The organism is Eggerthella guodeyinii (genome assembly GCF_009834925.2).
Classification (GTDB): domain Bacteria; phylum Actinomycetota; class Coriobacteriia; order Coriobacteriales; family Eggerthellaceae; genus Eggerthella; species Eggerthella guodeyinii.
On record NZ_CP063310.1, the window covers coordinates 3,065,553 to 3,090,998 of the forward strand.

General features: G+C 68.7%; 27 protein-coding genes and 1 pseudogene. 11 read left to right on the plus strand and 17 right to left on the minus strand.

The window, feature by feature from the left end; genetic code table 11:
- Positions 1-10: 10 nt before the first annotated feature.
- Positions 11-733 (minus strand): response regulator transcription factor, encoded by a 723-nt coding sequence (locus GS424_RS13015; protein WP_160942631.1) that lies wholly within the window; start codon positions 731-733, stop codon positions 11-13.
- A gap of 100 nt (positions 734-833) precedes the next feature.
- Between GS424_RS13015 and GS424_RS13020 the strand changes: the two genes are divergently transcribed.
- Positions 834-1,301 (plus strand): C-GCAxxG-C-C family protein, encoded by a 468-nt coding sequence (locus GS424_RS13020; RefSeq protein WP_160942630.1) that lies wholly within the window; start codon positions 834-836, stop codon positions 1,299-1,301.
- Between the two features lie 14 nt (positions 1,302-1,315).
- On the opposite strand, the gene GS424_RS13025 is transcribed toward GS424_RS13020, so the two are convergent.
- The 3 genes from GS424_RS13025 to GS424_RS17970 are packed head-to-tail and all read right to left on the minus strand — an operon-like array spanning position 1,316 to position 2,746.
- The gene (locus GS424_RS13025; protein WP_244977546.1) at positions 1,316-1,969 is read right to left on the minus strand and encodes a LysR substrate-binding domain-containing protein; all 654 of its coding nucleotides are present in this window, start codon (positions 1,967-1,969) and stop codon (positions 1,316-1,318) included.
- A complete protein-coding gene (locus GS424_RS18155; protein WP_425321383.1) occupies positions 1,864-2,316 on the minus strand; it encodes a LysR family transcriptional regulator in 453 nt (150 codons plus the stop codon). Before GS424_RS18155 ends, GS424_RS13025 begins: the two co-directional genes overlap by 106 nt.
- 22 nt (positions 2,317-2,338) lie before the next feature.
- The gene (locus tag GS424_RS17970; RefSeq protein WP_244977547.1) at positions 2,339-2,746 is read right to left on the minus strand and encodes a hypothetical protein; all 408 of its coding nucleotides are present in this window, start codon (positions 2,744-2,746) and stop codon (positions 2,339-2,341) included.
- Between GS424_RS17970 and GS424_RS17975 the strand changes: the two are divergent.
- Together GS424_RS17975 and GS424_RS17980 are read left to right on the plus strand one after the other, a co-directional pair.
- Positions 2,715-2,972, plus strand: a pseudogene (locus GS424_RS17975) (LCP family glycopolymer transferase); the annotation flags it as partial. The gene GS424_RS17970 and the pseudogene GS424_RS17975 overlap by 32 nt on opposite strands.
- Before the next feature lie 73 nt (positions 2,973-3,045).
- The gene (locus tag GS424_RS17980) at positions 3,046-3,486 is read left to right on the plus strand and encodes a hypothetical protein (RefSeq protein WP_244977548.1); all 441 of its coding nucleotides are present in this window, start codon (positions 3,046-3,048) and stop codon (positions 3,484-3,486) included.
- Positions 3,487-3,536: 50 nt separating this feature from the next.
- Here the strand turns inward: GS424_RS17980 and GS424_RS13040 are convergent, their stop codons facing one another.
- The 4 genes from GS424_RS13040 to GS424_RS13055 form a co-directional block, all read right to left on the minus strand.
- Positions 3,537-4,403: a hypothetical protein gene (locus GS424_RS13040; protein WP_160942628.1), complete on the minus strand. Its 867-nt coding sequence runs from the start codon at positions 4,401-4,403 to the stop codon at positions 3,537-3,539.
- Positions 4,404-4,510: 107 nt separating this feature from the next.
- On the minus strand, positions 4,511-4,840 hold the full coding sequence (locus GS424_RS13045) for a metal-dependent transcriptional regulator (protein WP_160942627.1): 330 nt from the start codon (positions 4,838-4,840) through the stop codon (positions 4,511-4,513).
- Positions 4,837-5,469, minus strand: a complete 633-nt coding sequence (locus tag GS424_RS13050) for a class I SAM-dependent methyltransferase (protein WP_160942626.1) — start codon at positions 5,467-5,469, stop codon at positions 4,837-4,839. The genes GS424_RS13045 and GS424_RS13050 overlap by 4 nt, the downstream gene beginning before the upstream one ends.
- A gap of 122 nt (positions 5,470-5,591) precedes the next feature.
- A complete protein-coding gene (locus tag GS424_RS13055) occupies positions 5,592-6,176 on the minus strand; it encodes a TetR/AcrR family transcriptional regulator (protein ID WP_160942625.1) in 585 nt (194 codons plus the stop codon).
- A 412-nt stretch (positions 6,177-6,588) separates the two neighbouring features.
- Between GS424_RS13055 and GS424_RS13060 the strand changes: the two genes are divergently transcribed.
- From GS424_RS13060 to GS424_RS13080, 5 genes are all read left to right on the plus strand, one after another.
- Positions 6,589-7,320: an ABC transporter ATP-binding protein gene (locus GS424_RS13060; RefSeq protein WP_160942624.1), complete on the plus strand. Its 732-nt coding sequence runs from the start codon at positions 6,589-6,591 to the stop codon at positions 7,318-7,320.
- A gap of 55 nt (positions 7,321-7,375) precedes the next feature.
- Positions 7,376-9,766: an FtsX-like permease family protein gene (locus GS424_RS13065; RefSeq protein WP_244977549.1), complete on the plus strand. Its 2,391-nt coding sequence runs from the start codon at positions 7,376-7,378 to the stop codon at positions 9,764-9,766.
- Between the two features lie 199 nt (positions 9,767-9,965).
- Positions 9,966-10,985 carry an alpha/beta hydrolase gene (locus GS424_RS13070; protein WP_160942622.1) on the plus strand — a complete coding sequence of 340 codons (1,020 nt, stop codon included), beginning with the start codon at positions 9,966-9,968 and terminating at the stop codon, positions 10,983-10,985.
- Between the two features lie 71 nt (positions 10,986-11,056).
- Positions 11,057-12,307 carry a phthiocerol/phthiodiolone dimycocerosyl transferase family protein gene (locus tag GS424_RS13075; RefSeq protein WP_244977550.1) on the plus strand — a complete coding sequence of 417 codons (1,251 nt, stop codon included), beginning with the start codon at positions 11,057-11,059 and terminating at the stop codon, positions 12,305-12,307.
- On the plus strand, positions 12,304-12,960 hold the full coding sequence (locus tag GS424_RS13080; protein WP_160942620.1) for a DUF6320 domain-containing protein: 657 nt from the start codon (positions 12,304-12,306) through the stop codon (positions 12,958-12,960). The genes GS424_RS13075 and GS424_RS13080 overlap by 4 nt, the downstream gene beginning before the upstream one ends.
- Before the next feature lie 39 nt (positions 12,961-12,999).
- On the opposite strand, the gene GS424_RS13085 is transcribed toward GS424_RS13080, so the two are convergent.
- The 6 genes from GS424_RS13085 to ahpC all read right to left on the minus strand — a co-directional run bounded on the left by GS424_RS13085 (position 13,000) and on the right by ahpC (position 18,170).
- Complete coding sequence (locus GS424_RS13085) at positions 13,000-13,368, minus strand: heavy-metal-associated domain-containing protein (RefSeq protein ID WP_160942619.1); 369 nt, start codon at positions 13,366-13,368, stop codon at positions 13,000-13,002.
- Positions 13,369-13,525: 157 nt separating this feature from the next.
- Entirely contained in the window at positions 13,526-14,305 is a 780-nt protein-coding gene (locus tag GS424_RS13090; RefSeq protein ID WP_160942618.1) for an ABC transporter ATP-binding protein, read from the minus strand.
- Positions 14,305-15,333, minus strand: coding sequence for a FecCD family ABC transporter permease (locus GS424_RS13095; RefSeq protein WP_160942617.1), 1,029 nt, complete (start codon positions 15,331-15,333; stop codon positions 14,305-14,307). Before GS424_RS13095 ends, GS424_RS13090 begins: the two co-directional genes overlap by 1 nt.
- Before the next feature lie 3 nt (positions 15,334-15,336).
- The gene (locus GS424_RS13100) at positions 15,337-16,488 is read right to left on the minus strand and encodes an ABC transporter substrate-binding protein (protein ID WP_160942616.1); all 1,152 of its coding nucleotides are present in this window, start codon (positions 16,486-16,488) and stop codon (positions 15,337-15,339) included.
- Between the two features lie 75 nt (positions 16,489-16,563).
- The gene (locus GS424_RS13105) at positions 16,564-17,331 is read right to left on the minus strand and encodes a class I SAM-dependent methyltransferase (RefSeq protein ID WP_160942615.1); all 768 of its coding nucleotides are present in this window, start codon (positions 17,329-17,331) and stop codon (positions 16,564-16,566) included.
- Between the two features lie 275 nt (positions 17,332-17,606).
- A complete protein-coding gene (gene ahpC, locus GS424_RS13110) occupies positions 17,607-18,170 on the minus strand; it encodes an alkyl hydroperoxide reductase subunit C (protein ID WP_154333683.1) in 564 nt (187 codons plus the stop codon).
- A 293-nt stretch (positions 18,171-18,463) separates the two neighbouring features.
- Here ahpC and GS424_RS13115 point away from each other — a divergent pair, with 293 nt between their 5' ends.
- From GS424_RS13115 to GS424_RS13125, 3 genes are all read left to right on the plus strand, one after another.
- Positions 18,464-19,699, plus strand: a complete 1,236-nt coding sequence (locus GS424_RS13115) for an MFS transporter (RefSeq protein WP_160942614.1) — start codon at positions 18,464-18,466, stop codon at positions 19,697-19,699.
- Between the two features lie 38 nt (positions 19,700-19,737).
- A complete protein-coding gene (locus GS424_RS13120; protein WP_021409250.1) occupies positions 19,738-20,013 on the plus strand; it encodes a metal-sensing transcriptional repressor in 276 nt (91 codons plus the stop codon).
- A 404-nt stretch (positions 20,014-20,417) separates the two neighbouring features.
- On the plus strand, positions 20,418-22,460 hold the full coding sequence (locus GS424_RS13125; protein ID WP_160942613.1) for a heavy metal translocating P-type ATPase: 2,043 nt from the start codon (positions 20,418-20,420) through the stop codon (positions 22,458-22,460).
- A 3-nt stretch (positions 22,461-22,463) separates the two neighbouring features.
- Here the strand turns inward: GS424_RS13125 and GS424_RS13130 are convergent, their stop codons facing one another.
- Genes GS424_RS13130 through GS424_RS13140 form a run of 3 tightly spaced genes read right to left on the minus strand, consistent with a single transcriptional unit; the run spans position 22,464 to position 25,401 of the window.
- Positions 22,464-23,996 (minus strand): ABC transporter ATP-binding protein, encoded by a 1,533-nt coding sequence (locus GS424_RS13130; RefSeq protein ID WP_160942612.1) that lies wholly within the window; start codon positions 23,994-23,996, stop codon positions 22,464-22,466.
- Positions 23,990-24,763 (minus strand): energy-coupling factor transporter transmembrane component T, encoded by a 774-nt coding sequence (locus GS424_RS13135; protein ID WP_160942611.1) that lies wholly within the window; start codon positions 24,761-24,763, stop codon positions 23,990-23,992. Before GS424_RS13135 ends, GS424_RS13130 begins: the two co-directional genes overlap by 7 nt.
- Positions 24,763-25,401 carry an MptD family putative ECF transporter S component gene (locus GS424_RS13140; protein ID WP_015761079.1) on the minus strand — a complete coding sequence of 213 codons (639 nt, stop codon included), beginning with the start codon at positions 25,399-25,401 and terminating at the stop codon, positions 24,763-24,765. The genes GS424_RS13135 and GS424_RS13140 overlap by 1 nt, the downstream gene beginning before the upstream one ends.
- Positions 25,402-25,446 lie beyond the last annotated feature (45 nt).

Sequence of the window (25,446 nt, forward strand, 5' to 3'; positions counted from 1 at the left end):
CGTCGCCCCGTCACGCCAGCTTGAAGCCGATGCCCCACACGGTTTTGATGTAGTCGCCCTCGGCGCCCGCCGCCGCCAGCTTCTTGCGGATGTTGCTGACGTGCACGTTGATGGCGTTCTCCTCGCCGTAGTAGCCGCTCTTCCACACCAGCTCGTAGAGCAGTTCGCGCGAGAACACCTTGTCGGGGGCCTGCATGAGCACGTGCAGGATGTCGAACTCGTGCGCGGTCAGCGCCACCTCGGCGCCCCCGAGCGTCACGCGCCGGCACGCGACGTCCAGCCGCAGGTCGCGATGCGCGAGCACGTCGGCCGCGGCCCCGCCCGCGCTCGCGCCCGACCCGCCGGCCGCCGCGGCCCCGCCCGCGGCGCGGCGCAGCACCGCGTGCATCCGCGCGGCCACCTCGTCGGGGTCGAAGGGCTTCGTCACGTAGTCGTCCGCGCCCGCGGCCAGCATGCCCACCTTGTCGGCGGAGCCCGCCTTCGCCGACACCACGATCACCGGCACCGACGAGCCCAGCTCGCCCCTCAGGCGCGCCATGAGCTCGGAGCCCTCCATCCCCGGCAGCATCATGTCGAGCAGGATCAGGTCGAACGCCGCGCACTCCATCCGCAGCAGCGCCTCGGTGCCCGAGTACGCCTGCACGGTGGTGAACCCCTCGCGCGCCGCGATCTTCGCGAGCAGCGCGTTGATGTCCGCGTCGTCCTCCACGATGAGAATGGTCTGCGCGCCCACAACGCCCCTTCCGAACCGATCGACGTGAAACCTTCGGGCCATGATACCGTGTAGCGCGACGAAGCGCTATCATAGCCACGATCACACGAAAGGAGCACCCATGACGAACGCCGATCCCCGCACGGCGCAGCTGGCCGACCGCGAGGCGCTCGACCGACGCGCGCTCGAGCTGCACGGCATGAACTACAACTGCGCGCAGGCGGTGGCCTGCACGCTCGCGCCTGCCGTACGCGCCGACGAGGACCAGTGCTTCCGCGCCGCCGAGGCGCTCGGCGCGGGCATGGGCGGGCTCACCGAAACCTGCGGGGCGCTCACGGGCGCTGCGATGATCATCGGCCTGGCGAACAGCAACGGCAAGGACGACCCCACGAGCAAGCAGGGCACCTACCGCATCATGCGCAAGCTGGTCGCCGACTTCCGCGCGCACAACGGCTCCACGCTATGCCCCGAGCTCAAGGGGATCAAGACGAGGCAGCCCCTGCGCAGCTGCAACGATTGCATCCTCGACGCGCTGCACCTCGCCGCCGACGCGCTGGCCGCCGACGCGCCGCGCGCGAACGCGCGCTAGAGGCGCGCCAAGCGCTACTCGAAGGCCTCGCCCGCGAGCGCCTTCAAGCCGCTGGCGAGGGTGCCCTCGAGCGCCCGGTACTCGGGACGCTTGGCTCCCTTTGCCGTGACCAGGCAAATCGCGATCGGCAAGCCGTCCTCGGGCCGCATGAGCCGCATCGTCGCGCCGGGCAGCATGCCGCCGAGCGCGGGAATGCCCACGGCCAGCACCAAGCCGAGGCGCTCGCGCAGGAACCGATCGATCTCCTGCGAGGTCATCGGCGAGCACGCGATGTCCACCCCGCGCTTGCGATACGTGGACACCACCACGTCGTTGAACAGCTCGAAGCCCTCGGAGGTCAGCACGGGATACGTCTTCAAGTCGTCGAGGCGCACCTCGTCGCGCGCTACGCAGGGATGGTCCTTCGCCATGAACACGCCGAGCGGCACGGCGCCCACGGGCACGCAGTCCACGGAGGGGTGCGACACCGCGCCCAGGGTGAGGAGCGCGTCGAACCTCCCCACGTGCAGCCCGTTCAGGCCCTTGCCGCTGGGAGCCAGCGACACCGTCACGCTCGCGTTGGTTATCCGCTGCGCCATCGCGGCGATGCGACGGCACGTCTGATCGAAGTTGTAGAACGGCGGCAGGCACAGCGCCATATGGAACACCTTGCCCTGAGATTCGAGCACCCCCCCCCCCAGCACGTTGCGAACGTCTCCAGACGCTCGAACCCTTTGAGCACCGACGTCGCTTCCCGCAGAAACGCGTTGCCGAACGCCGTGGGGGCGATGCCGTGGCTCTTGCGCGAGAAGAGCGAGTACCCCAGCTCCCGCTCGAGGTCGCTCAGCGACTTCGAGATCGCCTGCACGCTGACGTACTCGTGTTTCGCCGCCGCGGTCAAGCTGCCATGGGCAACCGCGGAGGCGAAGTATCTGATCTGCTTGATGTTCAATAAACGCACTCTCGACTCTAGGGAACCTTGCACCGGTCTGACTTTATCGCATGCCGTTTTTCCCGGAAGCCAATCGCGTTTCATTCAATTATTTTTGTAATCACCTTTAGCCCTCCGACGGGCCGTTGAGCCCGATCACGTCCCCGTCGGTTCGCCTATCAGGTATCATAGGCGGAAACGTCACGCAGCATTCGTACGAGGAAGTGGTTCGCATGGTCGCCATCGCACAGCGCCGCACAACATCGAAGGTCCGTCCGGGGCTGCTCGCCCTGCTCGTCGCGCTGGCGGCGGCGCTCGCCGTCGTGCTGGGCTCCTGCTCCGCGCCGGAGCCGCAGGAAAGCGACGCGCAGCCGGCGCCGACCGAGCAGCTCGTCGTGAACGACACGCCGGAGCCGCCCGCGCCCGATCCCGAGTACATCCTCGTCATCGGCGACGACTCCTGGGAGCAGTACACGCCCGGCCACGCCGACCTCATGATGCTCATGCGCCTCGACTTCGCGCGCCACCAGATCACGCTCGTCTCCGTGCCGCGCGACACCGCCTACGTGTTCCCCGACGGCAACACCTCGAAGCTCAACCAGATGCTCACCATCGCCGGGCCCGAGGAGCAGTGCGCCGCCGTGTCCGACGTCGTGGGCGTGGACGTGTCGCAGTACGTCGTCGTCGGGTTCGACGGGCTGCAGAGCATCGTCGAGCACTTCGGCGGCCTCGACCTGGACCTGCCCTACGGCTTGACGTACAACTTCTACACGAAGGACTACCCCGACGAGGTGTTCGACGCCGGCGAGCAGACGCTCACGCCGGTGGAGGGCGATGGCGCTGTCCCGCGCGCGCACCGGCTACGGCGACACCGGCTACCAGCAGGAGATGATCCGCCAGGTGGTCGACCGCCAGATGATGACCGAGTTCATCGAGCTGGCGTACGCCGATCCGACGCAAACCGGCGCGCTGCTCACGCTGCTGCAGGGATTCGTGACCACGAACGTGCCGCTCGACGACCAGCTGGCCTGGGCGGACGAGCTGGCTTCGGGCGACGAGATCACCGTGTACGGCACCACCGGCCCCTACTACGGCGACTTCATCGAGGAGCTCGGCGGCGTGTGGCTCGTGCCCGAGAGCCCCGAGGAGTGGAAGGCCCTCATGGACGCCGTCGACGCCGGCGAGGATCCGGCGCCCGCCGTCAGCGTCTGGAGCGCCGACACCGAGTCCCCCGAAGCCCCCGTCAGCACCACCACGGTGATCGACCTGCCGTAAGGCTTCTTCGCCCGCCCGCCGTTCGTCGAGCAGCGGGCGTCACCGCCCGGTCACCGCCCGAACAGCTGGTCGAGGGAGAACGCGAGGAGCGCGACGGCGTTTCGCTCCTGCGCCACCCGACCCTGCGACAGGTGGCGGTCGATGCCCTGGCGCGCCGAGCGGGCGATCTCGGCGAGGTCGTACGACACCCCCACGAGGTCGCCTCCCGTCAGCTCGAACTCGGAGGACGTCCCGGAAAGCCGGCCGAGGGCCCTCGGCTTCCCCGCGAGAAACAGGGTGCCCGCCGAACCGCACGCGAGCGCCCTGCCTATCAGGCCCCTGTTGTCTCGCCAACCGCTCAAAGCAGACAGCCCGAGCGCCGACAAGCGTTCCGCGGAAGCGGGCGGCCGATCCTCCTGCCCGGAGGGGACGAGCGGACGGAGCAGCTCCACCGCGAGCGCCGTCTCGTTCTGGACGGCGGTTCTCATCCTGCAGATGCTCAGCGCATGGTCCATGAGCGTGACCAGCATGTCGTCGAACAGGTTGCCCGAGCAGATGGCGACGTCGAACCGCCGGCCCTTCCCGGCTTCGGCGAGGGCGGCGCGGGCGTTGCGGTAGGCCGGGCCGTCTTGGCTTGCCGACCCGCCCGAATCGACGCGCACGCTCCACGCCCCCACGCCCAGGCCGCCGCGCAGCACGTCGAACCCCAGGATGAAGCCGAGCATGCGGTAGTACAGAAACGCCGTCAAGGGGTCGCGAAACAACCCTTGCACCTCGTCGGCGCGGCCGAAGGCGACGTCCTTCTCGATGCCCGCCTCGAAGAGGGCGTTGAGATACGGGAGCGCGTCCGCGATGAGGAGCTGCAAAGCCTCGCGATCGCGATCGCCGCAGCTTCGCGCCGTGCGCACCTCGACGACGAGCGCACAATAGTGATCCATAGCCGTTCCTTATCGATTGTCATCTGGAACAGCACTATAGCAACAAAATACGTTGCTTACAATGGTTAGAATATGTTGCTATTTTAAATAGCAACATATTCTATTGCCTATCTGTACCGTACGGGACACGGCTGGACGAAGGCGCCCTCGCAGGCCGTACGGCGGGCGCAGCCGGGAGCCATGCCCTGGGCGACGAGGCACCGCTCGACGGTCTCCACGGACGCCGCGAGGGCGCGCGCCTCCTCGTCGCCTTGCGCGGTGAGCGCCAGACGATGGCCGCGGCCCTCCGTCACGAGCCCCATCGCCTCGAGCCGCTCGACGGCCTTCGTCACGCTCGGCCTGGAAACCTCCAGCCGGTCGGCCAGCTCCACGCGCCGCTCGACGCCGTCCCGGATGGCCAGCAGGTAGCGCGCGAGGGCCGGGGTCAACCCGCTCATTTCACCGCCCTCGCAAGGCACGCGTTCGAACCGGCCCGCTTCCACCCCACCTCGCCGAACCACGTCCCCAGGATGTCGCGCAGCTCGCGCTCGGAGTAGATGCGCACGTCGCCTTCGTTGTTGTACGGCATGAACGCGTTCATCACCGTGCGCGCCGGGGCCGGCAGCCAGCACTCCCCCACGACGAGCACGCCGCCCGGGCGCAGCACCCGCCACGCCTCGAACGCCGCGCGGCGCGGGTCGGGATAGTGGTGGAACGAGTCGTTGCAGTAGGCGACGTCGAACGTCTCGTCCGCGAAGGGGAGATGCTCGCTGTCCGCCTGGTGCAGCGCGGCGCGCCGCCCCAACCGCTGCCGCGCGCGGTCGAGCATGGCCGGGGACAGGTCGATCCCGTCCAGCTCGACGTCGGGAAGCGCCTCCAGCACCAGCTGGGCGAGCGCGCCGGTTCCGCATCCCACGTCCAGCACGCGCGCGGGCGCGGCGGCCGCCACCTCCTCCAGCACATAGGGGTAGAGCCGGCGCGCGTGCTCCCCCTTCATGTCGTCGTCGTACGTCGGCGCCTGCGCGTCGAACGCCCGCCGGGAAACCTCCTTGGCGTCGCGCACGACGCCGTCTGTCGATTCGCTCATGCTTGCTCCTTTCCTCGTTCGCCTCGTTGCATTCCTGCGTCCTTCGCTTCATTAAACGCTGTTCAATCATCGGTTCGAAAAATGCCTCGGCGGGCCGAGGCGGGTGTGGCGGGATGGGGCGGCTAGTCCAGCGGCGCGGTCTGGGAATCGAGGAGCGCGTAGACGTAGCTCCGGACGAGCGCCAGCGCCTCGGGGTCGGGCGCGTTCGCGCTCGTCAGGATGTTCATCTGCCCGTGCGTGATGAAATCGACCAGCACCTCGGGCGACGCCACCGTCACGCCGCGCTTGCGCGCGTCGGCCTTGAGGGCGGCGACCATGTGCGGGCGGATGCGGTCGCACAGCTCGAAGCCGAGCTGGCGGTGGAATTCCCGGTTGCCCTCCTCGTGGAAGAACTCGTGGTAGCGCAGGCTTCCCTCGTCGGCGACGGCGCTGAACAGCGCGTCGATCTTGTCGGTCAGCGAGATGCTCGCATCGTCGAGGATGCGGAGGTAGTCGCGGCAGCACTCCTCCGCGTACGCCTCGAGGGCGGCGGAGAACAGCTTCTGCTTGGAGTCGAAGTAGTGGTAGCACAGCCCCGGCGTGATGCCCGCCGCATGCGAGATGTCGCGCATGGACACCGCCTCGTAGCCGCGCTCGACGAACAGCTCCATGGCCGTCTCGAGAATGTCCCGCTTCCGCTCCTCCGGATCCTTCACCGTTCGCACCACGTCGCGCCCTTCCGCCTCGCCGCCGTTCCTCGTCGATCATGCCACGCCATTGAACGATTGTCAATGAACAATGTTTAACGAAATCAGACCCGCCCTTCCAGCGCGGCAAAAAACGCGCAGCGCAGCGGCGCAGCCGGCCGCCCTCCGCGTACGCCCTCCCCCGGCCGCCTCGTGCCCCTCGCGCCATCGCGCCCCCAGCCCCCCCAGCGCCCTCCGCGCTCGCCGCGCCCCGGCCGCCCCCTGCACCCTCCGCGCCCGCCTCGCCGCCTCGCTGAAGCGTTGCGCGGCTTCGAATGTTTCACGTGAAACATTCGTTCGTGTTCCGCAAGGTATTTCTTCCTTGCGCTGTCCGAGGGCGAGTGCTATAAAGTTTGATGCATCTAACTTATACCCATCCGCACAGGAGCCCCCCATGAACCAGAGCACGAACGTCTCGCCTGCCCGGCCTTTTCTCACGGTAGACGGCTTGTACAAGCACTACGGAGAAGGCGAAGCCCGCGTGACGGTGCTCGAGGACATCGCCACCTCGATCGGGAAGGGCGAGGTGTGCGTGCTGCTGGGGCCGTCGGGCTCGGGCAAGTCGACGTTCCTCAACCTCGTGGGCGGGCTGGAGCCCGCCGACGCCGGCAGCATCCGCGTCGGCGGATGCGAGCTCACGGGGCTCTCCGCCAAGGATCTCGGCGAGTACCGTCGCCGCGAGCTGGGCTTCGTGTTCCAGTTCTACAACCTCGTGCCCGACCTCACCGTGCGCGAGAACATCGAGGTGTGCCGCTACCTCAGCAAGAACCCCCTGCCGCTCGACGACCTGCTGCACTCGCTCGGCCTTTGGGAGCACCGCGACAAGTTCCCCCGCCAGGTGTCCGGCGGGCAGCAGCAGCGCTGCGCCATCGGCCGCGCGCTGGTGAAGAACCCCGGCCTGCTGCTGTGCGACGAGCCCACCGGCGCGCTGGACTACCAGACCTCGAAGGAGATCCTGGAGCTGATGGAGCAGGTCAACCGCGATTTCGGCTGCACCATCGTCATCGTCACGCACAACGACGCCATCAAGCACATGGCGCACCGCATCCTGCGCCTGCGCGACGGCTCGCTCGTGGAGGACGAGCGCAACGCCGCGCTCGTGCCCGCCCGCAACCTGGAATGGTAGGTGCGCCGTGCCTTCTCCCCTCGTCCGCCGCCTGCCCCGCGAGCTAAAGCACAACTTGGGCAAGTACCTGGGCATCTTCCTGCTCATGACCGTGTCCATCACGCTCGTCTCGGGCTTCTTGGTGGCGGCCAGCAGCATCGAGCGCATCATCGACGGCATGCGCGACGCCTACGTCGTCGAGGACGGCCGCTTCACCACCAGCTTCGAGGCGCCCGTCGAGGCCGTCGAGGCCGTGGAGGACCTCGGCGTCACCGTGCACGAGAACTTCAGCTACGACCTGGCGCTCGCCCAGGACGGCGGCGTGCAGGACGCCGTCGTGCGCATCCACCAGAACCGCACCGGCTTCAACGAGGCCGCCTACGTCGAGGGCCGCGCCCCACGCGGCGCGGACGAGATCGCGCTCGACCGCGTCTTCTGCGAGCACAACGGCATCGAGGTGGGCGACGAGGTGCAGGTGGACGGGCGGGCCTTCGCCGTGTCGGGCATCATGACGCTGCCCGACTACGCGGCGCTCTTCGAGAAGAACAGCGACTTCGTCATGAACACGCTCACGTTCAGCTCGGGCGTGGTGGACGCGCCCGCGTTCGACGGGCTGTCCGGCAGCGAGACGTTCACCTACTCGTTCGTCTGCGACGACCGCGGCCTGTCGCCCGCCGACCGCACCGACCTGGAAAGCGACCTGGTCGAGGCGCTCGGCGAGAACGGCGCCGTGCTCACCGACCTCGTGGATGCCGACGCGAACCAGGGCATCGTCTACCCCGGCGAGGACGTCGAGGGCGACCAGCTCATGTGGGAGGTGCTGCTGTTCCTCATCGTCATCATCATGGCGTTCGTGTTCGTGGTGCTGACCTCGGCCACCATCGACGAGGAAAGCGCCATCATCGGCACGCTGCTGGCCTCGGGCTACCGCAAGCGCGAGCTGATCGGCCACTACCTGGCGCTGCCGCTTTTCGTGGGGCTGGCGGCCGCCGTCGCGGGCAACGTGCTGGGCTACACGGCCCTCGCCGAGCCCATGAAGAACCTCTACTACAACAGCTACAGCCTGCCTCCCTACGAGGCGTTCTGGAACTGGCGCGTGTTCCTCCTGACCACGGTGCTGCCGTTCGCCCTGCTCATCGGCATCACGTTCGTCGGCCTGTGCCGGAAGCTGCGCTGCACGCCCCTGCAGTTCCTGCGCCGCGAGACGGCGCGCGCGGGCGTGCGCGGCGGCATGCGCCTCAACCAGCGCCTGGGCTTCGTCGCCCGCTTCCGGCTGCGCGTGTTCCTGCGCAACCTCTCGCACTTCGCCACGCTGTTCGTGGGGATAGCGTTCGCCAGCCTGTTGCTGCTGTTCGGCCTGTGCATGATGCCGACGATGGACCACTACGCCGATTCGCTGCGCGACAACCTGGCGGCGGAGCACCAGTACACGCTGAAGGCGCCGCTCGAGATCGACGCGAGCGCCGAGGAGCGCGAGGCCTTCGCCGCCGCGACGACGCTGGCCACCGCATCGCAAGCCGACCTCGAGGCCATGGACCCGACGGAGCTGGCGAAGCTGGCGCAGAAGGCCGCCGGCGTCGATGCCGACGCGAACCCCGTGAACACGCGGGAGAACGCCGACGCCGCCATCGCGCAGGCCGAGAAGTACGCGGCCGCCCAGCTGGAAACCGCCCGGCCCCTCGACAGCGGCGCCGAGACCGTCACCGTGTACGGCGTCCAGGAGGATTCGCGCTACTGGGACGACGTGGACGTGGGCGGCGGCAAGGTGGCCGTCGGACGCGGCTTGGCGGAGAAGTGCGGCATGGTCGTGGGAGAACCCGCCGCGTTCGACGACGCGTACGCCGACACGTCCTACGACCTCGTGCCCACCTCGGTGGTGGGCGGCTCCACGGACACGACAGTATATATGTCGCTCGACGACTTCAACGAGCTGTTCGGCAACGACGCCGGCCACTTCAACGGCTACGCGTCCGACGAGGCGCTCGACCTCGACGAGCGGTACCTGGCCAGCGACCTCACGCCAGCCGACATGGACAAGATCGGCGCGCAGATGCGGGACTCCATGGGCGACATGGTAGGCATGCTGGTGGCGGCCGCCGTGCTCGTCTACCTCGTGCTCATGTACCTGTTGACCAAGACCGTCATCGACCGCAGCGCGCGGGCCATCTCGTACATGAAGGTGTTCGGCTACCGCGACGGCGAGATCAACAAGCTGTACCTGCACTCCATCACGGTGACGGTGATCGCGTCGCTGCTGGTGAGCCTGCCGCTCGTCATCGGCGGCATCACGGCCCTGCTCAAGGTGGTGTTCATGAAGTACAACGGCAGCATCGAGGTGTTCACGCCGGCCGACCGCCTGGTCGTGGTCGTGCTCATCGGCGTGGCCGTGTACGCCGTCGTCGCCTTCCTGCACACGAGGCGCATCAAGCGCGTGCCCCTGGCGCTGGCGCTGAAGGTGCAGGAGTAGCCGCGCCGCGAACGGATGTTTCACGTGAAACATCCGTTCGCGCTCCCGGGAGGGTGCGCTCCCGGGAGGGGTGCGCGCTCCCGGGAAGGGGGTCATGCCGCACGCGCCCGCCCTCCTCTCTTGGGTGAGCCTTGCGTAACGCTCTGCTTGCCGGGGCGCGCTTATGCTACGATGGGCTTCCGAGAAAGGACGGCATCGCATGCCCATCAACAAGGCGGTTCTCGCTGCATTCAAGGCAGCAACGCGGCTTCGGCCCGACATCAGGGAGTTCTACAAGGCGCAGCGCTTCGCCGAAGACGTCAGCGCCAAGCTCGTGCTGCCCAACCCCCGCTGCCGCATCGACGAGGCCACCGCCACGATGCCGGACGGCTTCGAGGTGCCGCTGCGCGTGTTCACCCCGCTCGACTTCGACTTCTCGCTCGCCGAGGGGCTCAAGGTGTGCGAGGATTCCCGCGGCACCATCCTGTTCTTCCACGGCGGCGGCTGGGTGAACGGCACGGTGGACTTCTACATCGACGCGTGCACCACCATGGCCATCCAGCTGGAGCGGCGCGTGGTGTCGGTGGACTACCGGCGCGCGCCCGAGCACCGCTTCCCCCAGGCGGCCGAAGACTGCTACGAAGTGGCGCGCCAGCTGTACGCGGGCACGCTGCTGGCCGACGTCGACCCCGAGCACGTGGTGCTGTTCGGCGACAGCGCGGGCGGCAACCTCGCGGCGGCGCTGTCGCTCATGGCGCGCGACCGCGGCGACTTCGAGCCGCGCACGCAGATGCTGCTGTACCCCGTCACGTACAACGACCACGACCCCTTCACGTCGTGGTTCGACTCGGTGCGCGAGAACGGCGAGGACTACCTGCTCACCTGGCGCGACATCGAGGGCTACATGGAGCTGTACCGCTCCTGCCCCGCCGACCTCGACAACCCCTACTTCGCCCCGCTGCTCGACCCCGACCTGTCGGGCCAGCCGCGCACGCTCGTCATCAGCGCCGAGTACTGCCCGCTGCGCGACGAGGGCGAGGCGTACGCCGGGCGCCTGGAGCTGGAGGGCGGCGAGGTGCAATGCTACCGCATGCTGGACGCCGTGCACGGTTACCTGCTGTACCCGTCGATCCTCAGCCTGGTCAAAGACACGTACCGCATCATCAAGCACTTCCTGGACGGCGAAGAGCTTGCGCAGGAGGGTGAACCCGCATGGCTCGGGATACTTGGTACCGACTAGACAACGTCGGCAAGTTCTACTCGTCCCAGGCGGGCAGCTCGGCTCAAACGGTGTTCCGCTACGCGGCCACCATGCGCGACGACGTGGATCCCGCGACGCTGCAGCGCGCGCTCGAGAGGACGGTGTCCGCCTTCCCCAACTTCAACGTGTGCCTGCGCAGCGGCATGTTCTGGCACTACCTGGAGCAGGCCGCCGAGCCGCCCGCCGTGCACCGCGAGAACCTCCCTTTGTGCTACGGCCTGCACGTCCACGCGAAGAGCGTGCTGTTCCGCGTCAGCTACCACGCCGCGCGCATCAACCTCGAGGTGTCGCACATCGTGTCGGACGGGCGCGGCTCCCTGAGCTTCTTCAAGGCGCTGCTGCACGCCTACATCGAGGAGCGCTACGGGGTGGAGGGCGTGCCGCCCGAGTACGACGGCTCCGACCACCAGAAGGCGGAGAACAGCTTCGACAAGTACTTCGAGCGCGACAAGGCCGCCCCCACGCGCGCGCCGAAGGTGTACCGCCTTTCCGGCTGGCGCGACAAGGCCGACCCCACGTTCTTCGAGTACCACCTGCCCGCGGGCCGCGTGCTCGACCTCGCGCACGACTGCGGCGTCAGCCTCACCGCGCTGCTGATCGCCGTCATCATGTGCTCCATCCGCGCCGAGATGCCGCGCCGCGAGCGGCAGCGGGCCATCCGCATGGACGTGCCCGTCGACCTGCGGCGCTTCTTCAAGTCCACCACCGTCAAGAACTTCTTCGGGCTGGCCTTCGTGTCCTACATCCCCGGCGACGAGGACGAGCCCGTCGAGGTCGTGGCGCGCCAGATCCACGACCAGCTTCGAGCCGCCACGCAGGCCGACGAGCTCAAGAGCCGCATGAACCGCATGATCAAGCTCGAGAAGAACCCGCTGTTGCGCCTGGCCCCGCTGTTCGTGAAGGACGCCATCCTGGAGCTGGCCGACCGCGTGGCCGCGCGCGACGTGACCACCACGATGTCGAACCTCGGCACCATCCGCATCGACGAGCGGCTGGCCCCCTACCTCCGCGACGTCAACATCCTCACGTCCACCACCGGCATGAACTTCATGGCGTGCTCGTTCGGCGACGACCTGAGCATCGGCATATCCACGGTGTACTCGAACCCCGACATCATCAAGAACTTCTGCCGGTTCTTCTCGGGGCGCGGCATCGAGGGCACGCTCAACCTCAACAAGACGAGCGAAGAGGTGGCCGAGGACCGCATCGAGACGAAGATCGAGGCGTCGATGAAGCGCCTGGGCGGGCAGGGTCCCGCGCGCGGCGAAGCGACGGACGCGAGGGAGGACGACGGCCGATGAAGCGATGCGAAAAATGCGGCGTGAAGTTCTCCGGCGACTTCGACCGGTGCCCGCTGTGCCAGTCCGAGCTCGAGGGCGACGCGTCGCCGTCGGTGTTCCCGCGCAACGAGGTGCGCAAGTCGGGCGCGCTGGCGCTGGCGGTGCTGGCGTTCGCCACCGGGGCGTGCCTGCTGGTCATGCTGTTCCTCGGCAACCTGCTGGGCCTGCCGGGCGACATCGTGCTCACCGTGTGCCTCGGCCTCGTGGTGAACTACCTGTTCGTGCGCAACATCATCACGCACACGCCCGACTTTTTGCGCGTGGTGGTGCGCTACTTCCTCGTGCTGCTGGCCATCGCCGCCGTGTGGTTCCTCGTGTCGCGCAACCTCGTGGTGACGACGTTCGTCATCCCCGGCATCTGCCTTCTGGCGCTCGTGTTCGACGGCGTGCTGCTCGCGGTGTTCCGCGGCACCTTCGTGTCGGGCTATGCCAAGTACCTGCTGTTCGACGTGGCGCTGGGCCTCATCCCGCTCGCGCTGTCCGCGCTCGGCCTGACCACCTGGGACGTGCTGGCCAACGTGAGCGCCCTCGTCGCCAGCGTGTTCCTGCTGGGCCTCGTCGTGTTCACCCGCAAGCAGCTGGTGGCCGAGGTGCGCAAGCTGTTCTCGGCGTAGGGGAAAGGCGCCCCGGCCGCGGCGCGGTCGCGGCCGGCGCTATCGCCGCGCCATGTAGTAGCCGGCGCCGGCGACCGCGTCCCTGATCTCCTCGGCGTCCAGCGGCCGCTTCGACAGCACGTGCGCCGACCCCGCGTCCACGTCGACGCGGGCCCAGGTGTCCCCGAGCGCGTTCAGGGCGTTCTCCACCGCGTTCGCGCAGGCGGGACACGTCATGCCGCCCACCTGCACGTCCTGGACGTACGGGTAGTGCGCCTCGTCCGTGTCGGCCACGCGCACGCGCTTCGCCTTCGCGCCGCCGCCCCCGCAGCAGTCCGATGTGCCGAAGAACACCCTGAACATGCGCCGACAGGCGAACACGACGATGACGAGGATGAGGACCAGGACGATGGCGGTCGATGCGTTCATGGCAGCGTCCTTTCGCGACGGGCGGGCGGTGGCGGGCGGAGCGGCGGCGACGCGACCGAGAGGCGTCGCGCGCCAGCCCCGCCAATAGTTACATACAGCTAACTTAATTGTAGCACCGAAGCCCGCTCGCGCAAGAGGTCTCCCGCGCCGCGCGCCCCTATCCCTCCAAGGGACCGGGGATGCAGATGCTCCTGCCGCCGATGCGCTCGACGTTCACCTCGATGCCGTAGAGGGCGCCCATGCTGTCGGGGGTGATCACCTCGCGCGCGGGTCCCGCGCACGTGATGCGGCCCTCCCCCATGACCGCCGTCGTGCCGCCCAGCTCAAGGGCGTGGTCGGGAAAGTGCGTGGTCATGATGACGCCCATGCCCTGGGCGCACAGCTGCTCCACCAGCTTGACGAAGCGGTACTGGTTGCCGAAATCGAGGTGCGCCGTCGGCTCGTCCAGCACGAGCACGTCGGGCTCCTGGGCCAGCGCCGAGGCGATCATCACCAGCTGGCGCTCGCCTCCCGATATCTGCGTGTACGGCTTGTCGCGCAGATGCGCGATGCCGAGGAAGTCCAGCTTCTCGAGCGCGCACGCCTCGTCCGCCGCGCCGGGCGTGGAGAACCGCCCGATGATGGACGTGCGCCCCATGGTCACCACGTCGATGACCGGGTACTCGAAGGCCGGCACGTGCGTTTGGGGGATGTAGGCCACGAGGCGCGCCAGGTCGCGCATCGCGTACGAGCCCACGGGCCTGCCGTCGATGCGCACCTCGCCGCCGGTGGGCTTGAACGCCCCGATGACGCACTGCAAAAGCGTGCTCTTCCCCGTCCCGTTCGATCCGAGGATGCACAGCGCCTCGGGTGATTCGTACGTCAGCGACAGCCCGTCGATCACCGAGCGCCCGCCGCCGTCGTAGGAGAACTTCAGGTTGTCGATGTCGAGACGCATTACCACGCAACCTTTCTCCGGTAGATGAAGTACAGGAACATGGGCACGCCGATGATGCCCGTGATCACCCCGATGGGTATCTCGAACGCGGAAACCGTGCGGCACAGGTCGTCGATGGCGATGAGGTAGCACATGCCCAGCGAGATGGAGGCCGGCAGCAACCGCCGGAAATCGGGCCCCACCAGCATGCGCGCCAGATGCGGCACCACGATGCCCACCCAGCCGATGATGCCCGAGATGCTCACCGTGAGCGCGGTCACCACCGAGCACGACGCGATGATGATGCCGCGGTCGCGCCCTACGTCGATGCCGAACGAGCGCGCCTCCGCGTCGCCCAGGCTCAGCACGTTCGCCTTCCAGCGGAACAGGAACAGCACGGCCATGAACACGAGGTACAGCGGTAGCACGGCCAAAAGGGCGTCGTAGCCCACGCCCGACAGCGACCCCATGAGCCAGTAGACGATCTGCGGCAGCTTCTCGGTGGGGTCGGCCACGAACTTGAGCAGCGACACGAGCGACGAGAACAGCGACCCGATGAGCATGCCCGACAGGATGAGCGTCACCGTGGACGCGCGCCCGCGCGCCACGATGGCGAAGGCCAGCGCCACGGCCGCCAGGCCGAACGCGATGGCCCCCAGCTGCGTGCCGAAGCCCGACAGCCCCAGCACGATGGCCAGCGCCGCGCCGAATCCGGCGCCGTTCGACACGCCGAGGGTGTCGGGCGCGGCAAGCGGATTCTTGAACAGCCCTTGGAACAGGGCGCCCGTGGCCGACAGCCCCGCGCCCACCATGGCGGCGGCCAGCACGCGCGGCATGCGCACCTCCCACACGAGGTTCGCCGCCATCGCGTCCACGCCGGCGTCCTGCCCGGTGACCCGCGCGACGATGATCTGGCACACTTCGAGCGGGCTGATGGCATAGGCGCCCAGCGCGAGCGACCCCACCGCGAAGACGAGCGGCAGCGCGACGAGCACCGCCACCGTCACCGCGTCGAGGCCGCGCCGGGCCGTGGCCTTCGCGTCGCCCATCGCCTACACGGTGCCCGTGAACTCGACGCCGTAGAAGTCGCGGTAGAAGCGCTCCGCGTACTCGCGCACCGTGTCGGCGCTCACCTTCTCCGGGTAGAACTGGTTCGCCAGCCACAGTTCGCCCAGCGCGATGGAATCGGTATCGGGGTTGCCCCACGGCTTCGTCCAATACGGGGCCAACAGCACCTTGCCGTTTTTCACCGCCTGGAGCTCTTGGTACTTCGCGTCGGCCGTGATGGTATCGTACACGTCCATGTAGCGGTCCTGCACGATGATGACCTCGGGATCCCACGAAGCCAGCATCTCGAACGTGTAGGGTTTGTAGCCCTGGATGTCCTCGGCGGCCACGTTCACCGCGCCGGCGCGCAGAAGCTGGCAGCCCACGTACTTGTCGTTGCCGTAGGTCTGCTCCTTCGTGTTGGCCACGAACACGCGGATGCGGTCGGCGTCGTCCATCTGGCCGATGGCCTCGTCCACGATGGCGCGGCTCTCCAGGCACATCTTCCAGATGTCGCCGGCTTTCTGGTCGGCGCCGGTCAGGCGGCCCAGCGTGGAGATGGCCCACTGGCAGCCCTCCGTGTAAGCCGCATCGGCGTCGGCGAGGCGCGGGTTCTGCGCCTCGGCCTGCTTGCCCTCGCCGCGCAGCGACACCACGACCACGGGGATGCCCAGCTCGGACACCTGCTTCATCGCGTCGGGGTCGGCCTGCGACGCGGCGATCACCACGTCGGGCTTGAGCGCGGCGATGGCCTCGACGCTCCAATCGGTCAAGTCTCCCGGGGTGGGCAGGTCGTCGATGCCGGGGAACACGTCGCGCATGTACGCGCCCAGGTCGCCCTCCCAGTTCTTCTCGGTGCCCACCACCTTGTCCTGCATGCCCAGCTGGGCCAACATGTCGAGCGAGTGGTGCTGCATGACCACCATGCGCTGCACCGGCACGCTGACCGTCACCGTGGTGCCTGCCTGGTCCTCGAAGGTCCAATCCTCCTGCGATACGGGCTCGGTCGCCTTCGCCGCCCCTTCGGCGTCGCCGCCGTCGGCGACGGGCGCCTCGTCCTGCGGTGCGGACGAGCAGCCGGCGAGGCCGAAGGCCGCCACGCTGCCGATACCCACGAGCGTGCCCTTCAGAAATGTGCGGCGCGAGAACAATTCCATGGTCTTCCTGCTTTCGTTGCGAATTCCCTACCCTCTATACGTTCAGCCGGCTTTCCCCGGTCGAGCGGCCCTGCACTACTTTCGCGCGCTGACGATGAACAGCGCGGCGCGTTCCTGCGCGCTCGCCTGCGCGGAGAAGCGATCGGCGGCCTCGATGCCCAGCAGCCGCTCCGCGTCCTGGAAGCACCGCACCTCGGACGCGCCCAACTCGAGCAGCGTCGCCAGGTCCCACGCCGGCCGCTGCGCGCGCGTGACGGGCAGGTCGGCGGCGATGGCGTTGCGCTCGCGCAGCTGCGCGGCGCTCTGCGTGGGATGCACGGGCTCGTCCCCCGCCTCGGCGGCCGCGTTGAAGGCCCGCCCGTAGTTCGCGTCGATGTTGACGAGCACGCCGCCCGGCCTGAGCGCTCGGAGGACGCCCGCGTAGGCGGCGGCCGCGTCGGGCAGCACCCACAGCACGTTGCGCGAGACGGCGAAGTCGAAGGAGGCCTCGTCGAAATCGAGGCGCTGGACGTCGGCCTGCTGGAACGCGATGGACGTCGCGCCCGCCCGCGCGGCGTTGCGCGCCGCCTCGGCCAGCATGTCTTCGGAGAAGTCGACGGCCGTCACGTCGCATCCCAGCTCGGCCAGGATGAGCGACATGAAGCCCGAGCCGCACCCTGCGTCGAGCGCGCGCGGAGGCCGCCCCTCGACGCAGGGCATGAGGTCGCGCAGGAGCGCGCGGAAGGCGTCGCGCAGCGCCTCGTGGCGCGACGCGTCGTGCAGCGCCGAGTACTCCTCCGCCCGCTGCGACCAGTACGCGTGCGAGCGTTCGAGAAGCGCGGACTCCGGCACCGAACCGTCCATGGCCTTCCTTTCGCCTGTATCGAGAATATTTTCCCTATAAAATATTCTCGAAGAGTATAGCGTGGTGCAGACGAAGTCAACAGGAAGGTAACGAACGGACGGGATGCGCGCGGCATGCGGCGCTTCGAGGGCACGCGGAGAAGCGCTCGACCCCTTGCGGACCCGGGCGCTTCTCCGCGTGCGCAGCCGTCGCCGAGCGCAAAAAAGCGCCGCGACGGCATCCCCGTCGCAGCGCTCGCGATCGCATCTTTCGGCCGAGCGGCCGGCGACGCTCCTTACAGCTTGCCCACCAGGTCGATGCCCGGGTGCAGCACCTCGGCGCCCGGCACCCAGCCGGCGGGGCACACCGAGTCGCCGTGCTCGGCCACGAACTGGCTGGCCTGCACGCGGCGCAGCAGCTCGGCGGCGTTGCGGCCGATGTTGCCGGCGTTCACCTCGTAGCACACGATCTTGCCCTCGGGGTTCACCACGAAGCTGCCGCGCTCGGCCACGCCCTCCTCCTCGATGTAGACGTCGAAGATGTCAGCCAGCTTGTGCGTGGGGTCGGCCAGCATCGGGTACGGCAGCTTCTTGATGTTCTCGGACGCGTCGTGCCACGCCTTGTGCGCGAAATGCGTGTCGCACGACACCGCGTAGATCTCGCAGTTCGCTTCCTGGAACTTGTCGTACAGCGCGCCGAGGTCTTCCAGCTCGGTCGGGCACACGAACGTGAAGTCGGCCGGGTAGAAGAAGAACACGCCCCACTTTCCCAGCACGTCGTCCTTCGTCACCGTTTCGAAGTCGTCGTTGTGGAACGCCTGGACGGTGAAGTCGTCGATTTCCTTGTTGATCATGGACATAGTTGCTGCTCCTATCTGCGGTCTATCTTCGCCAAGTTGTTATCCAAAGCAAACTTTCTCATAAATGATACCTCGTAACCATCGTATTGTAGCGTCTCCGGACAATCTCCAAAAGCGGCGCGGCGTTTCGCGTTCGTCCGATGGAGGGTTTGTCATATTCCCGACAAATTTCCACCGCTCGGCGCGCGGCGATGGCATACTGTCCCAGCTCCGCGCGAAGCCCGCACGGCTGCGCCGCGCACGCCGCATCGCAGCGCCCCGCCCCTCCCCGTCCCGAAGGAACCGCCCGACCCATGAAGAAAAGCCTGCTCGCCCTCGCCACCGGATCGTTCGCGCTCGGATTCGCCGAGTTCGTGATGATGGGCATCCTCCCCGTCACGGCCTCCGGCCTGCACGTCAGCGTGCCGACGGCCGGCACCTTCATCTCCGCATACGCCCTCGGCGTGTGCGTGGGCACCCTGTTCCTCGTGTTCGGCCGACGCGTGCCGCCCAAGCGGCTGCTGCTCGCGTTCGTGGCGCTCGTGGCGCTCGGCAATGCCGCGGCCGCCCTCGCACCGAACGCCGAGGTGCTCGCGGCGGCGCGCTTCGTGTCCGGCCTGCCGCACGGCGCGTTCTTCGGCACCGCCACCATCGTGGCGCGCGAGCTGGCCGACCCCGGCCGCGAGGGTCAGGCCGTGTCCATCATGGTGCTGGGACAGACGGTGGCGAACATGGTGGGCGTGCCCGGCGGCACGCTGCTGGCCGGCCTCGTGTCGTGGCGCGCGGCGTTCGTGTTCGTCGCCGTGTGGGCGGTCGGCTCGTTTGCGCTCGTCGCGCGCCTCGTGCCCGCCGTGCGCCCCATCCCCGACGCGGGCCTGGCGGGCCAGTTCCGCTTCCTCAAGAAGCCGGGCCCCTGGCTGGTCATCGGCGCGGTGCTGCTGGGCAACACCGGCGTGTTCTGCTGGTGGAGCTACGTGTCGCCGTGGCTGACGGACGTCGGCGGCTTCCCGTCCGACGCGCTGCCGGCGCTGCTCGTGCTGGCGGGCTTCGGCATGGTGGTCGGCTCGCTCGTGGGCGGCCGGCTCACCGACCGCACGTCGCCCGGCAAGATGGCGGCGGCCGGCCAGGCCATCGGCTGCATCACGCTCGCGCTCATCTTCGCGTTCTCGGGCACGCCCGCCACGGCGGCTGGGCTCATGTTCCTGTGCGCCTTCGGCATGTTCTTCGTGTCGAGCCCCCAGCAGCTGCTCATGGTGAAGGTGGGGCGCGGCGGCGGCGAGATGATCGGGTCGGCGTGCGTGCAGGTGGCGTTCAACCTGGGCAACGCGTTCGGCGCCACTATCGGCCAGGCCGTGCTCAACGCCGGCGCGTCCTACGCCTCGCCGAGCCTGGCGGGCGTGCCCTTCTCGCTTGCGGCCGTCGCGCTGCTCGCGGTGTTCGCCGCCCGCTACGAGCGCCGCTACCGCGCAGCCGGCGCGCCGGACGGCATCGACGTGCACGACGCCCCGGAAACGCCGTCGTGCACGCAGCCCGCTTTTCGCCTAGAATGAGAACCCGAACGCAACGAGTCGCAAGCGAAGGGAGCGCCATGAGGCAATGCATGGACGCGGATAACCTGCACCGCAGGCTGAAGAAGATCGTCGGGCAGGTGCAGGCCATCGACCGCATGGTGGACGAGGACGTGCCCTGCGAGGACGTGCTCGCGCAGATCAACGCCGCGAAGTCGGCGCTGCACAAGTGCGGCCAGGTGGTGCTCGAGGGCCACATCCAGCACTGCGTGCGCGACGGCATCGAGCACGGCGACGCCGACAAGACCATCGAAAGCTTCACCAAAGCCGTCGAGCGCTTCTCCAACATGAGCTAATCTTCCGCGCGACCGAGCGCCCGCCCCTTCCCCAGGGAGCAACGGAAGCGGGGCGCATGACCGCCGGATGGAAGGGAGCTCCCCGCTCCGGCTGGCACCGCGCGGGACCCTTCGGCACCGGCGCCCTGCGGACGCCTCCGCCCAGGACGACCGGGGGCTCGATCCCATTCTGCGGCCATGTGCTAAACAAGCCACCAGAACAAATGTTTCACGTGAAACATTCCAGGCGAGCGCTGCCAACCGGGCGCGCCCGGCAAGCAGCGCAACCCCGATTCGCCCTCCCCGCCCCTTCCTCCATGTTCAAAAGTTACCTCTGGATAATTCTTCGTTCGCGCAGTATTATACCTATACCCCCATAGGTACCAAAGTGCAACGGAGAACCACTCACGAAGGAGACGATGGCCATGCGCGCACCCTTGCTGGAACGACTCGAAGAACTGCTCGATCGAGGCGGCACGAAGAAGGACGTCGCGCTGCTGGCCGTGTCGGCCGTCGCGCTGGGATTCAGCTTCTTCGCGCCCGAGACGCTGCCCTTCAACCCGGCCTGGATCGCCATCGTGCTGTGCGGCGCGCCCATCATCCTGGGCGCCGTCATCGGGTTGGTGACGGAGTTCGACATCAAGGCCGACGTGCTCGTATCGCTCGCGCTCATCGCGGCGGTGGCCATTGGCGAGGACTTCGCCGCCGGCGAGGTAGCGCTCATCATGCAGCTGGGCGCGCTGCTGGAGGACCTGACGGTGGCGAAGGCCCGCGCCGGCATCGAGCGGCTCGTGCATCTGTCGCCCCGCACGGCGCGCATCGTGCGCGACGGTGCGGAAACCGTCGTCGCCGCCGAGGACGTGCAGGTGGGAGACGTGCTGCGCGTGCTGCCCGGCGAAACCGTGGCCGTGGACGGCACCGTCCTGGAAGGGCGCACCTCCATCGACGAGTCGGTGATGACCGGCGAATCGCTGCCGGTCGACAAGGCGCCGGGCGACGAGGTGAAGAGCGGGACGGTGAACCAGTTCGGGGCGTTCGACATGCGCGCCCAGCGCGTGGGCGAGGACAGCTCGCTCGCCCGCATGATCGAGCTCGTGCAGTCGGCCGACGCCGGCAAGGCCAAGATCGTGCGCCTCGCCGACCGATGGGCCACCTGGATCGTCGTCATCGCCCTGACCGCGGCGGCCGGCACGTGGCTCGTCACCGGCGAGATCATCCGCGCCGTCACCATCCTCGTGGTGTTCTGCCCCTGCGCGCTCGTGCTGGCCACGCCCACGGCCATCATGGCGGCCATCGGCAACGTGACGAAGCTCGGCGTGCTCGTGCGCGAAGGCGATGCGCTCGAGCGGCTGGCGAAGGTGCGCAAGGTGGCGTTCGACAAGACCGGCACGCTCACCTACGGCCGCCCCGAAGTGGTGGCCGTCGGGACGATCGAGGGCTCGAAGGTGGACGAAGAGCAGCTGTATTCCCTGGTCGCCAGTGCGGAAAGCATGAGCGAGCACCCCCTCGGCAAAGCCGTCGTGCGCGGGTGGGAGCAGCGCGCGGCCGCCGCGCCGGGCGAGGCGGCAACCGCGGAGGCCTCCGAAGCCGCGGACGCGGCCTCCGCCGCACCCGCGCTCGCCCGCCCGTCGTCGTTCGACATGGTTCCCGGCCGCGGCGTGCGCGCCTCGGTTGCCGGCCGCGACGTCGCCGCCGGCAACCGCGAGATGCTAGCCGAGCTGGGCGTCGACGGAGCCGACGCGCTGCAGGCGGTGGCCCTCCCGTTCGCCGAGCAGGGCTGCACGGTGGTGCTCGCCGCCCTCGACGGCCAGGCCGCCGGATTCATCGCGCTGGCCGACACCGTGCGACCCACGGCCGAAGCCGCCGTGCGCGGCATCCGCACGCTGGGCGTCGAGCCGGTGCTGCTCACCGGCGACCATGCCCAGGCCGCGCGCCACATCGCCGCCCAGGCCGGCATCGTCGAGGTGGAGGCCGACTGCCTCCCCCAGAACAAGCTGGCCGCCGTCGAGCGCCTCGAGCGCGAAGGCGCGCCCGTGTGCATGGTGGGCGACGGCATCAACGACGCGCCCGCCCTCAAACGCGCCTCGGTGGGCATCGCCATGGGCGGCGCGGGCAGCGACATTGCCGTCGACGCCGCCGACATCGCGCTCGTGCGCGACGACATCGCCGCACTGCCCCACCTGCTGGCCATCTCGCAGCGCATGATGACCACCATCAAGCTGAACATGGGATTCTCGCTCGGGCTCAACTTCGTCGCCATCGCGCTGGCCATGACCGGCATCCTGAACCCCGTCGTGGGCGCGCTCGTGCACAACGCCGGCTCCGTCATCGTCATCGTGAATTCCGCGCTGCTGCTGAAGTGGAAGCACCGCGGCGGCTCCGCGGCGAGCGGCGACGCATCGCCCGCCTCGGCGCCCGGCGCGGCAACCGCCCTGCGCGACCTCGAGCCGGACGCGGAAGCGGCCTAGCGCTCAGCCGAAGAACGCCTCGACGCGTCTCGCCACCCGCGCGTCGTCGAGGCGTCCCCACCAGGACGCGCGGCCCCCTTCCACGAACAGCACGTGGTCGCAGCACGCGGCCACCAGCTCGGGATCGTGCGTGATCACCAGGCTCGTCACGCCGCGCGCCGCGAGGCCGTGCAGGTTGTTCGCCGTGTCCAGCATGTGCGCCCAATCCAGGCCGCTCGTGGGCTCGTCGAACACGCACACCTCGCGGCCGCTGGCCACGGCGCTGGCGATGGCCACGCGCTGCTTCTGGCCGCCGGACAGCGCCATCGGGTGCCGGTCGACGAGATCCGTCAAGCCGAGCCCGGCCAGAACGGCCTCGATCTCGGATTCGGCCGCCTCGCCGCGCAGCGGGCCCTCCGCCCGGTTGCGCAGCGACAGCGCCACCTCCTCGCGCACGCTCTCGGTGAACAGCTGGTGGTTCACATCCTGCATGACCAGGTAGCACAATCTTCGGCGTTGCGCGTTCGAGCACGCGCGCCCGTTCACGGACACCTCGCCGCGAGCGCGCTTCTCCAGACCGCACAGGCACCGCGCGAACGTCGACTTGCCCGCGCCGTTGTCGCCCAGCACGCCCACGATGGACCCGCGCGGAAACGAGAGCCCTTCCATGTCCACGTCCGGCGCGCCCGCCTTCTCGTAGCCGAAGCGCAGGGAACGCACCTCGAGCCCGGCCGGCTCGTCGTGCGCGGCCGACGCCCCGCCACATCCTGCGGGGGCGCGCTCGAAGCGCACGGGCCGCACCGAGCGCAGCCCGGCGGCATGCAGCTCGCCCTCGGACAGCGCGGCCATCTCGGACGCCGTCTTCTCCCAGGCCACGCGTCCGTCCTCCACGAGCACGAACCGATCGGCCACGTCCAGCAGGTAGCCCAGGCGATGCTCCGCCACCACCACCGTGCGCCCCTCGGCCTTCCACTGCGCCACGATGGACGCCAGCATGCGGATGGAGGCCACGTCCAGGTTCGACGCCGGCTCGTCCAGAACGAGGAGCTGCGGGTCGTGGGCCGACACGCTCGCGCAGGCGATCTTCTGCTTCTCGCCCCCAGAGAGCTTGAACAGGTTGCGGTCGAGCAGGTCCTCCAGCCCGAAACGCACGACGACGCCGGCCATCGCCGCGTCGATGAGCGTCGGGGCCCACCCCATGTTCTCGCACCCGAAGGCCAGCTCGCTCGTGGTGTCCACGTTGAAGAACTGGCTGCGCGGGTTCTGGAACACGCTGCCCACGACGGTTGCCAGGCGCGTGATGGGCTCGACGGACGGATCGACGCCCAGCACGTCCGCGCGCCCCCACAGATCGCCCTCGTAGAATTGCGGGATCAACCCGTTCAGCAGGCGCGTGACCGTGGTCTTGCCGCAGCCCGAGCGCCCGCACAACACCACCACCTCGCCCGCCGGAACCTCGAGCTCCAGGTCGTCGAGCGCATAACCCGCAGACGCACCCTTGTGCCGAAACGACACGTGCGTCGCCGAAACGGCCGCGGCCGATCCGTTCGCTACCATCCCATCAGCCCCTTCGCCGCCGTCGTCGCCGCGCACGCCAAGAACACGGTCGCCAGCGCCGCATCCGCCGCCCCGAACCCGATGCGGCAGCGGCTCGTCCGCACGGCCTCGCCGCCCAGGCCGCGCGTGACCGAGGCCGCCGACAGCTCGTCCCCTATCTTCACCATGCCCGCCACCAGCGGCACGAGCCGATACTCCACGAGGGCCACCGGCCCGCTCCGCCAACCCACGCCGCGCAGGCGCATGGCATCGCGGATGGAGCGGTATTCCTCCAGCACCGTGGGAAAGAACCGGAACACCACCGCGAACGGGATGATCACGCGCTGCGGCAGGCGCACCCGCTCCATCGCCGCCACGAACTCGCTCACCTTCGTCGTGGCGAACAGGTAGTAGGCGAACATGGTGCCCGGCATGAGCTGCAGCACGAGCGCCGACAGGAACCGCAGCGTCACGGCGGCGGCGCTCGTGGACCCGAGGGCGTCCAGCAGGCCGCGCTCGTTCATCTGCTCCAACAGGGCCGCAGCCGCGAAGACCGCCGCGAACCCGATGCCCGCCGCGCGACGCCCCGCCGCGATCAGCAGGGCCACCACGATGCCCGCCACGAGGAACTTGAGCACGAAGCCGGCCGCATCGAACCCCGAGCACAGGAGCGTCACGTTCGCGCACACGAGCATGAGCACCTTCGTGCGCGGGTCGAGCCGCAAGGCCCTGCGCGCCTCCGATGCGCGCGCAAGGCCCTCCGAAGCGACGAGCGCGACGGCCTTCATCACGCGATCCCCGCGCGCTCGAAGTGCTTCTTCAGCACCGCGCGGCCGACGAGCGCGCCCACGACGGCGCAGGCCACGATGCCGATCACCACCACAGCCAGCATGCCGCCCGAAAGCAGGCCCAGCATCTCGTTCACGTACGCGTCGCCCTGCGAGGAGCGGAACGGCTCGAAGTACGCCTGCCCCAAGATCCACATGGGCAGCATGGTGCCCACCACCCACAGGCTGAACGCAGCGTGCGCGGCCACGGCGCACCGGGTGCTCTTGTACGCCCCGGCGCGCAGGATCAAGTCGGCGATCAGCCCGAACACGATGCCGAAGCCCAGCCCGATGGGCCCGTAGCCCATCAGGAACGCCAGCAGGCCCAGCAGCGCCCCCATGATGGTGACCATGCCGAACGAACGCACCTTCGTGTAGAACAGCATCTGCGGGATGCCCGACACCAGCGCGAGCGGCAGCGGAAACAGAAACGCCATGACGGGCACGAACCCCAAGCACCCGCACGCGAAGAAGATGATGAAATAGATGACCGAGAACACCGCCACCGTCACGAGGTCGCGCACCCCGATGCCCGCTTTCTGCTCGATCTCGCGCTTCGCGCCCCGAGGTGCGCCCTTCGTCGTTTGAACCTGCGCCATACAAAACCTTCTTTCTCCGATGCTTCCAACAAGGGCAGGGCCCAT